The organism is Modestobacter sp. SYSU DS0657 (assembly GCF_054050925.1).
Window position 1 is genome coordinate 49,181 of the sequence record NZ_JBJHAG010000025.1, and the last position, 11,221, is coordinate 60,401.

12 protein-coding genes are annotated in these 11,221 nt (G+C 77.2%); 10 read left to right on the forward strand and 2 right to left on the reverse strand.

Annotated features, from left to right (window positions below):
* Positions 1-3: 3 nt before the first annotated feature.
* The 7 genes from ACI79A_RS15365 to ACI79A_RS15395 all read left to right on the forward strand — a co-directional run bounded on the left by ACI79A_RS15365 (position 4) and on the right by ACI79A_RS15395 (position 7,877).
* Entirely contained in the window at positions 4-1,431 is a 1,428-nt protein-coding gene (locus ACI79A_RS15365) for a serine hydrolase domain-containing protein (protein WP_457084620.1), read from the forward strand.
* Positions 1,428-2,966 carry an amidohydrolase gene (locus ACI79A_RS15370; RefSeq protein WP_457084621.1) on the forward strand — a complete coding sequence of 513 codons (1,539 nt, stop codon included), beginning with the start codon at positions 1,428-1,430 and terminating at the stop codon, positions 2,964-2,966. The genes ACI79A_RS15365 and ACI79A_RS15370 overlap by 4 nt, the downstream gene beginning before the upstream one ends.
* Positions 2,967-3,057: 91 nt before the next feature.
* Positions 3,058-3,858: a lysophospholipid acyltransferase family protein gene (locus ACI79A_RS15375; protein ID WP_457084622.1), complete on the forward strand. Its 801-nt coding sequence runs from the start codon at positions 3,058-3,060 to the stop codon at positions 3,856-3,858.
* Positions 3,855-4,850, forward strand: a complete 996-nt coding sequence (locus tag ACI79A_RS15380; protein WP_457084623.1) for an NAD(P)H-dependent glycerol-3-phosphate dehydrogenase — start codon at positions 3,855-3,857, stop codon at positions 4,848-4,850. Before ACI79A_RS15375 ends, ACI79A_RS15380 begins: the two co-directional genes overlap by 4 nt.
* Before the next feature lie 44 nt (positions 4,851-4,894).
* Positions 4,895-6,067 (forward strand): cystathionine gamma-lyase, encoded by a 1,173-nt coding sequence (locus tag ACI79A_RS15385; protein WP_457084624.1) that lies wholly within the window; start codon positions 4,895-4,897, stop codon positions 6,065-6,067.
* Positions 6,068-6,090: 23 nt separating this feature from the next.
* Entirely contained in the window at positions 6,091-7,209 is a 1,119-nt protein-coding gene (locus tag ACI79A_RS15390) for a D-alanine--D-alanine ligase family protein (protein WP_457084625.1), read from the forward strand.
* Entirely contained in the window at positions 7,206-7,877 is a 672-nt protein-coding gene (locus tag ACI79A_RS15395; protein WP_457084626.1) for a hypothetical protein, read from the forward strand. Before ACI79A_RS15390 ends, ACI79A_RS15395 begins: the two co-directional genes overlap by 4 nt.
* Positions 7,878-7,958: 81 nt before the next feature.
* Here the strand turns inward: ACI79A_RS15395 and ACI79A_RS15400 are convergent, their stop codons facing one another.
* Entirely contained in the window at positions 7,959-8,474 is a 516-nt protein-coding gene (locus ACI79A_RS15400; RefSeq protein ID WP_457084627.1) for a DUF3515 family protein, read from the reverse strand.
* Positions 8,475-8,575: 101 nt separating this feature from the next.
* Positions 8,576-8,809: an Lrp/AsnC ligand binding domain-containing protein gene (locus tag ACI79A_RS15405; RefSeq protein ID WP_222193884.1), complete on the reverse strand. Its 234-nt coding sequence runs from the start codon at positions 8,807-8,809 to the stop codon at positions 8,576-8,578.
* 107 nt (positions 8,810-8,916) lie between these two features.
* Here ACI79A_RS15405 and ACI79A_RS15410 point away from each other — a divergent pair, with 107 nt between their 5' ends.
* From ACI79A_RS15410 to ACI79A_RS15420, 3 genes are read left to right on the forward strand one after another with little or no spacing between them, the layout of a single operon-like run.
* Positions 8,917-9,939, forward strand: a complete 1,023-nt coding sequence (locus ACI79A_RS15410) for a thiamine-phosphate kinase (protein WP_457084628.1) — start codon at positions 8,917-8,919, stop codon at positions 9,937-9,939.
* The gene (locus ACI79A_RS15415) at positions 9,923-10,462 is read left to right on the forward strand and encodes a GNAT family N-acetyltransferase (protein WP_457084629.1); all 540 of its coding nucleotides are present in this window, start codon (positions 9,923-9,925) and stop codon (positions 10,460-10,462) included. Before ACI79A_RS15410 ends, ACI79A_RS15415 begins: the two co-directional genes overlap by 17 nt.
* Positions 10,450-11,076, forward strand: coding sequence for a cytidylate kinase-like family protein (locus ACI79A_RS15420; RefSeq protein ID WP_457084630.1), 627 nt, complete (start codon positions 10,450-10,452; stop codon positions 11,074-11,076). The genes ACI79A_RS15415 and ACI79A_RS15420 overlap by 13 nt, the downstream gene beginning before the upstream one ends.
* Positions 11,077-11,221 lie beyond the last annotated feature (145 nt).

The window sequence follows — 11,221 nt, forward strand, 5'->3', positions numbered from 1 at the left end:
AGGATGAGCAGCACCCCCGACCGCACCGCCGGCCACACCGCTGACGTGGTCGCGGCCGCCGCGCCGTACCTGGAGTCGTGGCTGGAGCACCAGCGCCGGCGGGGCCGGGTGCCCGGTGTGCAGGCGGCGATCCGGGTGGGTGGCCGGCTTGTCCTCGACGTCGCGCTCGGGGTCGCCGACGAGACCACCGGTGCACCGCTCACGCCGCGGCACCTGTTCCGGGTCGCCTCGCACTCCAAGACGTTGACCGCCACCGCGGTGCTGCAGCTCGTCGAGGCCGGCCGGCTGCGGCTGGACGACCCGGTCGGCTCCTGGGTGCCCGGCCTGCCCGCCGGCGTCGCGGCGGTCACGGTCCGGGAGCTGCTGGGGCACCAGTCCGGCCTGCTGCGCGACGGCCGGGACAACGACTTCTGGCAGCTGCTGCACGCCTTCCCGGACGCGCCGCGGCTGCGCGAGCTGGTCGACGGCCCGGACGCCCTGGTCTTCGGGCGCAACGAGCACTTCAAGTACTCCAACGTCGGCTACTCGCTGCTCGGCCTGGTGATCGAGGCGGTGACCGGCACGGGCTACGCCGAGCACGTGCAGCGGGCGGTGGTGGAGCCGCTCGGGCTGGCCGACACCGGCCCGGAGTGGGACCCGGAGCGAGCGGCGGAGTACGCGGCCGGGCACACCGCCCTGCTCGAGGGCGAGCCGGCCCGGCTGCGCATCCCGCACGTCGACACCCGGGCGATGGCCGCGGCCACCGGCTTCTGGTCGACCGCCCGCGACCTGTCGGCGTTCTTCGCCGCGCACGCCACCGGCGACGAGCGGCTGCTGCCGGAGCCGGCCAAGCGGCTGATGCGCCGGCCGGAGTCGGAGATCCGCGCCCACGGGCAGGAGGCCCGCTGGTACGGGCTGGGCATGGACCTGCGCACCGTGGGCGAGCGCCGGGTGGTCGGTCACAGCGGCGGCTACCCCGGTCACATCACCCGCACCTGGCTCGACCCGGAGGCGCAGCTGGTGGTCAGCGTGCTGACCAACTGCCTGGAGGGCCCGGCCGACGTGCTGGCCCGGGGCCTGCTCGGGCTGGTCGACCTGGCCCTGGCCGCACCGGAGGGCGCCACCGGGGAGGGCGCCGACCTGGCCCGGTTCACCGGCCGCTTCGCCAACCTGTGGGGGGTGACCGACGTGGCCCTGCTCGGTGGCCGCCTGGTGCTGCTGCACCCCGGCTCGCCCGCGCCGGCCGACGAGCACCTGGAGCTCACCGTCGTCGACGGGGCGACGCTGCGCCAGGAGTCGGTGGCCGGCTTCGGCTCGGCAGGGGAGCGGGTCGAGTACGAGTGGGCCGACGACGGCACGGCCGCCGCCGTCCGGATCGGCGGCATCACCTCGTGGCCGGTGGAGGTGTTCCGCGCCCGCCGCGCCGCGCAGCTGGCCGGGGAGCCGGGGTGAGCAGCCTGCTGCTGCGCCGCGCCCGGCAGGGGCGGGCCGTCCGGGACGTGCTCGTCGCCGGCGGCCGGGTGGTGGCGATCGCCGACGAGCTCACCGCTGCGACCCCCGGACTGGACGGGTGGCCGGGTGACGGCGCACCGCCGGAGGTCGTCGACCTCGACGGGGCGGTGCTGCTGCCCGGGCTGCAGGACGCGCACGTGCACCTGGAGCAGTGGGCCGCGGCCCGCCGGCGGATCGACGTCTCGACCGCCGGGTCACCGGAGCAGGTCGCGGCCCAGATCGCCGCGGTGCTGGCCGCCGCGCCGCCCGCGGAAGGCGCCGTCGTGGTCGCCCAGGGCTTCCGGGACGCGCTGTGGCGCACGCCGCCCGACGCCGCCGTGCTGGACGCCGTCCTGCCCGGTCTGCCGGTGGTGGTGGTCAGCGGGGACCTGCACACCGCGTGGTGCAGCAGCGCGGCCGTGCGGCGGCTGGGGCTGCGCACCGCCGACGGCGTGGTCCGGGAGCACGAGGCGATGGAGGTCTACGCCGCCGCGGAGTCCGCCGGCCCGGAGGTCCGCGACGAGTGGGTGCTGGCGGCCACCGACGCGGCGGCCGCCCGTGGGGTGACCGCGGTGGTCGACCTGGAGTACGACGACCTGCTCACCGCGTGGGCGCGGCGCGCGGCCCGGCGCCCGGGTGGGCCCGCGGTGCGGGTGGCCGCCGGAATCTACGTCGACCGGCTGGCCGGGGTGCTGGCCGCGGGCCTGCGCAGCGGCGACCCGCTGCCCGGGGTGGCCGACCCGGTGGCCGCCGACCGGCTGCGGCTGGGCCCGCTGAAGGTCTTCGTCGACGGCTCGCTCGGCACCCGGACGGCGTACTGCTCGCACGCCTACCCCGGGGTCACCGGACCCGGGGCGCACGGGGTGCTGCGCACCGAGCCGGCCGAGCTGGAGCGGCTGATGCGCCGGGCCGGCGCGGCCGGGCTGGACCTGGCGGTGCACGCCATCGGCGACCGCGCCACCGCTGTCGCGCTGGACGGGTTCGCCGCCGCGGGCGTGCGCGGGCGGATCGAGCACGCCCAGCAGGTGGCCGAGGGCGACCTGCCGCGCTTCGCCGAGCTCGGCGTGGTGGCCAGCGTGCAGCCGCGGCACGCGCTGGACGACCGGGACGCCGCCGACCTGCACTGGGCCGGTGCGACCGGCTCGGCCTTTCCCTACGGCGCGCTGGCCGCCGCCGGTGCGCAGCTGGTGCTGGGCTCCGACGCCCCGGTGGCGCCCCTGGACCCCTGGGACGGGATCGCCGCCGCGGTGCACCGCTCGCTGGACGAGCGGGCCGCCTGGCACCCCGAGCAGCACCTGGACCTGGCGGTCGCGCTGCGCGCCGCCAGCGGCGGCCGCGGCGCGGTGCGGGTGGGCGACGTCGCCGACCTGGTGGTCGTCGCCGAGCCCCCGGCCACCGTGCTGGCCCGCGACGGCGCCGCCGGCCTGCGCCGCACCGAGGTGCTCGCCACCCTGGTCGGCGGCCGGTTCACCCACCGCGGGGGTGGGCCGGCCTAGGGGCGCTTGCGCACCGCCGGGGGGCGGGGGGCACGATCATGAGCTGGGTCACCAGCGCGGTGTGCGCCGGCCCCGGGACAGGAGGGTGCACGTGTCGCAGGACGAGGGGGCCCCGGACCGCTGGGCGGGCGGCACCCGACCGCCGCGGCGGACGACCCGCGGGCCGGTGCCGTTCGCGCTCTGGCTCTGCGTGCTCGTCGTGTACCCGACGGCGTCGCTGGTGTTCCGGCTGCGGTACCGGCACGCCGAGCGGATCCCACCGACCGGCGGCGTGCTGCTGGTGGCCAACCACGTCTCGGTGCTCGACCCGCTCGGCTGCGCCCGGCTGGTCTGGGACGCCGGGCGGGTGCCGCACTTCCTCGCCAAGGACGCGCTGTTCTCCGGCCTGGCCGGCACCATCCTGCGCGCCGCCGGGCAGATCCCGGTCTCCCGCGGGACGGGCACGGCCAGCTCCTCGGTCCAGGCGGCCAAGGACGCGCTCGACGCCGGTGCGGTGGTGGTGATCTACCCGGAGGGCTCGGTCACCCGCGACCCGGACTGGTGGCCGATGCAGGCGCGCACCGGGGTCGCCCGGCTGGCGCTGTCCACCGACGCCGTCGTGCTGCCGGTGGCCCAGTGGGGGCCGCAGCGGGTGCACGACTACCACGCCAAGAAGCTGCACCTGCGGCTGCGGACCCCGGTGGAGTACCGGGTGGGGGAGCCGGTCGACCTCGCCGGGCAGCGGGACGAGGTCCGCGCCGGGCGGGCGCTGAGCCCGGAGCTGCTGCGCGAGGTGACCGACCTGGTGATGTCCCGGGTCCGCGACGAGCTCGGCGAGCTGCGCGGCCAGACCCCGCCGACCGCCTTCGCCCCCCGCCCGGCCGGGCGCGCGCTGCCCGGGAACGCGGCGTGACCCGGGCCGCGGTGCTCGGCGCCGGCTCCTGGGGCACGACCTTCGCCAAGGTGCTGGCCGACGCCGGCAGCGCGGTGACGCTGCACGCCCGGCGGCCGGAGCTGGCCGAGGCGATCGCCGGCACCCGGGAGAACGCCGAGTACCTGCCGGGGGTGCGCCTGCCCGACGCGGTGCGGCCCACCAGTGACCCCGCCGAGGCGCTCGCGGACGCCGACGTTGTCGTGCTGGCCGTGCCGAGCCAGACGCTGCGGCAGAACCTGACCGACTGGGCCGCCCTGCTCCCGGCCGACGCCACGCTGCTGTCGCTGATGAAGGGCGTGGAGCTGGGCACCACCAAGCGGATGAGCGAGGTGATCTGCGAGGTCACCGGGGCCGGAGCCGACCGGGTGGCCGCGCTGTCGGGGCCCAACCTGGCCCGGGAGATCGCCGAGGAGCAGCCCTCGGCCACGGTGATCGCCTGCGCGGACACCGCCCGCGCCGCGGCGCTGCAGGCCGCCTGCCACACCCGGTACTTCCGCCCGTACACCAACGCCGACCTGGTGGGCTGCGAGCTCGGCGGCGCGGTGAAGAACGTCATCGCGCTGGCCTGCGGCATCGCCGAGGGGCTGGGCTACGGCGACAACACCCGGGCCTCGCTGATCACCCGCGGGCTGGCCGAGACCACCCGCCTGGGTCTGGCGCTCGGCGCCGACGCCGCCACCTTCGCCGGGCTGGCCGGGCTCGGTGACCTGGTCGCCACCTGCTCCTCCCCGCTGTCCCGCAACCGCACCTTCGGCGAGCACCTGGGCCAGGGGATGTCGGTCGCGGAGGTCGAGCGGATCACCCGGCAGACCGCCGAGGGGGTCAAGAGCTGCCGGTCGGTGCTCGACCTGGCCCGCGCGCACGGGGTCGACGTGCCGATCACCGAGGCCGTCGTCCGGGTGTGCCACGAGGGCGAGTCGGCGGGCCGGATGGTCCGGGAGATGATGTCCCGCGAGGCGAAACCCGAGTAGACCCCGCCGGGTCGCCGCCGCCCGCCACCCGGAGAGGACTCCCCGTGACCACCCCTGACCTGCCCGCCGGGCTCGGCGACGGCACCCGGCTGGTGCACGCCGGTGACGAGCCCCCCACGCCGGGGACGCCGCTCCGTCCGTCCCCGGTGTTCGCCGCGCCCTACCACCTGGGCGAGGAGGCCCCCGGCTGGCAGGGGGCCGACGGCTACGCCCGCCCGGACAACCCGACGTTGCGGGTGTTCGAGCGCGCGGTCGGCGAGCTGGACGGCGGTGACTGCCTGTCCTTCGCCACGGGGATGGCGGCGATCAGCTCCGCCGTCCTCGCGCTGGTCGCCCCCGGTGACCGGGTCGTGCTGCCCTCGGACGGCTACTACGCCACCCGGGTGCTCGCCCGGGACGAGCTGGCCCGGTTCGGTGTGCAGGTGGAGCTCGTGCCCACCCTGGAGATCGCCGACGTCGCCGCCCGCGGGGACCTCGACGGCGCCCGGCTGGTGCTGCTGGAGACGCCCAGCAACCCGCAGCTGGACGTCTGCGACATCGCCGCCGTCGCGGCGGCCACCCAGGCGTCGGGGGCGGTGCTGGTGGTCGACAACACCACGGCCAGCCCGATCGGGCAGCGCCCGCTCGCCCTGGGCGCCGACGTCACCGTCGGCTCGGACACCAAGGCGCTGACCGGGCACAGCGACGTGCTGCTCGGCCACGTGAGCACGGCCCGCACCGAGCGGGGCCGCGAGCTGCACACCCGGATCGCCGCCTGGCGCAAGACCACCGGCAACACCCCCGGGGCGTTCGAGGCCTGGCTGGCGCACCGCTCGATGGGCACCCTGGACCTGCGGCTGGCCCGGCAGGCGGCCAACGCCGCCGCGCTGTCGGAGCTGCTGGCCGGGCACCCGGCGGTCCGTGGGGTCCGGTGGCCGTGGCGCCCGCAGGACCCCTCCTACGCGCTGGCGACCCGGCAGATGCTGCGCCCCAACGGCGTGGTCTCCGCCGAGCTCGCCGACGAGGCAGCGGTGGCGCACCTCGTCCGCAGCAGCCGGCTGATCGCGGCCGCCACCAGCTTCGGTGGCATCCACACCACCGTCGACCGGCGGGCGCAGTGGGGCGGGGACGCCGTACCGGCGGGCTTCGTGCGCTTCTCCTGCGGGATCGAGGACACCGCCGACCTGGTCGCCGACCTCGAGGCCGGCCTCTCCGCGCTGCCCGCCGTGGCCGGCTGAGCGCTCGGCTAGGGTCGGCGGCGATGACGGGGAAGCCGGGCAAGACGAGGGTCGCGGTCGTGTTCGGCGGGCGGAGCGCGGAGCACGCGATCTCCTGCGTCTCGGCCGGCAGCGTGCTGGCCGCGCTCGACCCGGAGCGGTACGACGTGGTGCCGGTCGGCATCACCCGCGACGGCGGGTGGGTGCTGCACGACGGCAAGGCGCTGGCCATCGAGGACGGCCGGCTGCCCGAGGTCACCGGCGGCACCGCGGTCTCCCTGGTGGGCGACCCGGCCGGGCGGGGCCTGGCGGTGCTCGACGCCGGGCAGGCGCTGGGCCGGCTGACCGAGGTCGACGTCGTCTTCCCGGTGCTGCACGGCGCCTACGGCGAGGACGGCACCATCCAGGGACTGCTGGAGATGTCCGGGCTGCCCTACGTGGGCTCCGGGGTGTTCGCCAGCGCGGCGTCGATGGACAAGGAGTTCACCAAGAAGCTCCTCTCCGCCGCCGGCATCCCGCAGGGCGACCACGTGGTGCTGCGCGACGCCTCCGGGGCGCTCCGCGCCGACCCGGAGCTGCTCGACGCCGTGGCGCGGGACCGGCTGGGGCTGCCGGTCTTCGTCAAGCCCTCGCGGGCCGGCTCCAGCATCGGCATCACCAGGGTCACCGACTGGGCGCAGTTCCCCGAGGCGGTGGCGACGGCGGCCGCGGTCGACCCGAAGGTGATCGTGGAGGCCGCCGTGCCCGGCCGGGAGATCGAGTGCGGCGTGCTCGCCCGGCCCGGTTCGCCGGTGCCCGACACCAGCCTGCCGGCGGAGATCCGGCTGCGGCCGGGCACCGACTGGTACGACTTCGACGCCAAGTACCTCGACGACGCCGTGGAGTTCGAGGTCCCCGCCGACCTCACCCCGGCGCAGACCGCCGCGGTGCAGGAGATGTCCCGGCGGGCCTACCTGGCGATGGACTGCCGGGGGCTGGCCCGGGTCGACTTCTTCGTCGCCACCGACCCGGACACCGGTGCCGACCGGCTGGTGGTGAACGAGGTCAACACGATGCCCGGGTTCACCCCGATCTCGATGTTCCCGCGGATGTGGGCGGCCACCGGCGTCAGCTACCCGGAGCTGGTCGACCGGCTGGTGCGCAGCGCCCTGGACGCCGGATGACCTCCCGGCTGCTGCCACGCTCCGCGCTGGCGGCGGTCCTGCTGGCGGTCGCCCCGGCGTGCGCCGGCTGCGCCGACCCCGCGGCACCTCCGGAGGCGGCGACGGGGCCGGCCGTGAGCAGCACGGTGGCGGCGCTGCCGACCGACGCCCGGGGGCTGGAGCGGCTGCTGGTGGACGAGGTGCCCTCCGGCCTGCCCCGGGTGCCCGACGGCGATCTGGACCCGCCGGCGGGGGAGAAGACCGTCGACGACGTCGCCGGGTACGGGGAGGACGCCGAGCGGCAGCAGCAGGTGCTCAGCGACTACGGGTACCTGCGCGGCTGGGAGCGGTTCTGGCGGGACGGGCCGCGGATCACCAGCGTCTTCCTCGACCAGTTCGACGGCCCGGACGGCGCGGCGGCCTACGCCGAGGACCTGGCCCGCAACGACGCCGAGCACTACGGCGGCACCCTGGACCGCTCGCCGGACGGCCTGCCGGAGAACTGCGTGCTGATGGCGGTGCCCGAGGCGCTGCCCGAGCACGGGCTGGAAGGCCCCCCGGCGTTCGCCTGGTGCACCCGCGGGCCCTTCACCGTCGCCGTGGCCTCCGTGCAGAAGACGGCGGAGGAGGCGCGGCTCGAGCTGTCCGCCGTCGTCGCCGACCAGCTCGACCGCCTGCCCGCCGGCTGACCGACTGGGCCTGAGCCGGTGGCCGCCGTGCAGGGGCCCGCCGCGAGCTAGCGAGTGGCGGGGGGCACGGGGGGTCCTTTCTCAGTCGGCGGGGGCCGGGTCGGTGTAGGGCAGCGTGGTCGCGATGATCGGGCTCAGCGCCTGCGGCAGCGAGCTGTCGGCGCTCGCCGGTACCCGCACCTGCACCGGCACCAGCCGGTCGGTCGTCGTCCAGACGTTGGCCTCGGGGTCGGAGGTGTCGACCAGCCACTGGACGCCGCTGAGCTGGAACGCCGTGGTGTCCTCCTGCCCGGGGGTGACCGGGTCGACCCCGCAGACCAGCACCTGCGCGGGGTCGCCCCAGGCATAGGCGAACAGCGAGTCGGAGTCGACCATCCGCGCGGTCTCCCCGGCCAGCTCCAGCGGCAGCTGGTCCATCAGCACCGGGCAGGCGAGCTCGGCCTCCGGCGTGACCTCCGGGGTGTCGACCTCCACCGGCGGCAGATCGCCGCGCGGCGCGGACGTGGTGCCGGTGACCTCGGCCACCGCGTCGTCGTCGGGGTCGTCGTCATCGCCGAGCACGTTGACCAGCACCAGCAGCGCGACCAGCAGCGGCACCGCGACGGCCAGCGCGATCAGCGCGGCCCGGCGCAGCGGGTCGGGCCCCGGCGCCGGGGAGGGCGCGGGGTCGGCAGGGGAGTGCGGTGCGGTGCTCAGGGTCAGATGTTGACGACGGGGCAGGTCAGCGTGCGGGTGATGCCGTCGACCGACTGCACCCGGGCCACGACCAGCCGGCCGAGCTCGTCGACGGTGTTCGCCTCGGCCCGCACGATCACGTCGTAGGGGCCCGTGACGTCCTCCGCCTTGGTCACGCCGGCGATCTCGCTGATGCTCGCGGCGACCGCGGCTGCCTTGCCGACTTCGGTCTGGATCAGGATGTAGGCGTGGACCACGGTTTGACCTTCCTCGGGCGTCACCACGTCGGCAACGGCTGGGGGCTGTTCCGGCCCGCCGATCGGCAGGCCGACCGGCAACGTACCCCAGCGACCGGAGGGGCCCGGTGACTCGGCCCCGGCCGCTGGTGCCCCGCTCCGATCCGGCAGACAACGTCGGCGTGGTCGGCGAGTTCGGGGTGATCGCCCGGGTGCTCGCCCGATCCGGCTCCGCGCGGGTGGCCGAGGTGGGCCCCGGCGACGACGCCGCGGTGCTGCGCGCCCCCGACGGGCGGGTCGTGGCCTGCACGGACGTCCTGGTGGAGGGCCGGCACTTCCGCCGCGACTGGTCCTCCGCCGAGGACGTCGGCCACAAGGCCGCCGCGGCCAACCTGGCCGACGTCGCGGCGATGGGCGCGGTGCCCACCGCGCTGCTCGTCGGCCTGGCCTGCCCCGCCGACACCCCCGCGGCCTGGCTGGAGGGCGTGGCCGACGGGATGGCGGAGGAGTGCGCGCCCTTCGGTGCCGCCGTCGTCGGTGGGGACACCACGGCCTGCGCCCCGGACTCCGCCTCCGTCGTCCTCTCGGTGACCGCGCTGGGCGACCTGGGCGGCCGGGCACCGGTCCGCCGCGACGGCGCCCGCCCCGGTGACGTGGTGGCCGTCGCCGGCCGGCTGGGCTGGTCGGCCTGCGGGCTGGCCGTGCTGCGCCGCGGCTTCCGCGCCCCCGCCGCGGCGATCGCGGCGCACCGGCGTCCGGCCCCGCCCTACGCTGCCGGCCCGGCCGCCGCCGACGCCGGTGCCACCTCCATGTGCGACACCAGCGACGGGCTGCTCGCCGACGCCGGCCACCTGGCCGCCGACAGCGGCGTGGGCATCGACCTGGACCGCGCGGCGCTGGCCGCGTTCGTCACCGGCCCGCTGCCGCAGGTGGCGGCGGCGCTGGGCGGCGACCCGCTGGGCTGGGTGCTCACCGGCGGGGAGGACCACGCCCTGGTGGCCACCTTCCCGCCCACCGCCGTGCTGCCCGTGGGCTGGACCGTCATCGGCCGGGTCCACGACGACGCGTCGGGGGTCGAGGTGGACGGCGTGCCCGCCGCCCAGGTGGCCGCCGACCTGGGGGAGGGGACCGGGCATGTCCACTTCGGCTGAGCCGACGGCGCTGGACCCGGTGCGGCTGCGTCGGGTCGGGTACGACGACCCGGTGGCCCAGCAGCTGATCGAGCGGGTGCAGCAGGAGTACGTCGTGCGCTACGGCGGGCGGGACGACGCGGTCGTCGACCCGGGCGAGTTCGCCCCGCCGCGGGGGCTGTTCCTGGTCGCCGAGGTCGACGGGGTGCCGGCGGCGTGCGGCGGCTGGCGGGTGCACGACGCGGCGTCGGGCACCGTCGAGCTCAAGCGGATGTACGTGGAACCCGCGTTCCGGCGACGGGGGCTGGCCGCCCTGGTGCTCGCCGCGCTGGAGCGCAGCGCGGCCGACGCCGGGCACCGGCACCTGCTGCTGAACTCCGGGGACCGGCAGCCCGAGGCGCTCGCGCTGTACGCGCGGCACGGCTACACCCCGGTCGCGGGCTACGGCATCTACGCCGACTCGCCGGAGGCGGTCTTCCTCGGCAAGCAGCTGCCGGGCGCCGCCCCGGCCGACGGCACGGAGGAGGACGCATGGGCGTCGTGACGGTGTCGGCGTCGTTCGGCGCGGGCGGGGCCGAGATCGCCCCCGCCGTCGCCGAGCGGCTCGGGTTGGCGTTCCACGACCGGATGATCCCGGCCCAGGTCGCCGGCCGGCTGGGGGTGCCGGTCGCCGAGGCGGAGGCCAACGACGAGACCGTCACCCGGGGCCTGTGGCGGCTGGTCACCTCGCTGGGCACCATGCCCGACCCGGTGGGCGGGGTGCTGCCCACCTCGTCGCTGCCCGACGAACGCGCCTACCGGGCGCAGACCGAGCGGGTGCTCGGCGAGATCGCCGACGGCGCCGGCGGTGTGGTGCTCGGCCGGGCGGCGGCGATGGTGCTGCGCGGCCGGCCCGACGTGCTGCACGTGCGGCTGGACGGGCACCCCGACCGGCGGCTGGCCGCCGCGGTGGCGCACCTGGGCCTGCCCGAGGAGGAGGTGCGCCGCGAGCGGGACGCCGCCGACGCCGCCCGCACCGCCTACGTGCGGCACTTCTACCGGTGCGACCCGGCCGAGGCCCGGCACTACCACCTGGTGGTCGACAGCACCGAACTCCCGCACGACGCCGTCGTCGACCTGGTGGTCACCGCCGCGCGGGCCCGTGGGGTCGGCGGCTGACCCGGGTGTCCTCCCGTGGACAGTCGTGGGGGGGGGGGGGGGGGGGGGGGGGGGGGGGGGGGGGGGGGGGGGGGGGGGGGGGGGGGGGGGGGGGGGGGGGGGGGGGGGGGGGGGGGGGGGGGGGGGGGGGGGGGGGGGGGGGGGG

Bases quoted from the DNA above. Each gene is read 5' to 3' on its own strand.
- ACI79A_RS15365 (WP_457084620.1), top strand. From the start codon at position 4: ATGAGCAGCACCCCCGACCGCACCGCCGGCCACACCGCTGACGTGGTC.
- ACI79A_RS15390 (WP_457084625.1), top strand. From the start codon at position 6,091: ATGACGGGGAAGCCGGGCAAGACGAGGGTCGCGGTCGTGTTCGGCGGG.
- ACI79A_RS15395 (WP_457084626.1), top strand. From the start codon at position 7,206: ATGACCTCCCGGCTGCTGCCACGCTCCGCGCTGGCGGCGGTCCTGCTG.
- ACI79A_RS15415 (WP_457084629.1), top strand. From the start codon at position 9,923: ATGTCCACTTCGGCTGAGCCGACGGCGCTGGACCCGGTGCGGCTGCGT.
- ACI79A_RS15420 (WP_457084630.1), top strand. From the start codon at position 10,450: ATGGGCGTCGTGACGGTGTCGGCGTCGTTCGGCGCGGGCGGGGCCGAG.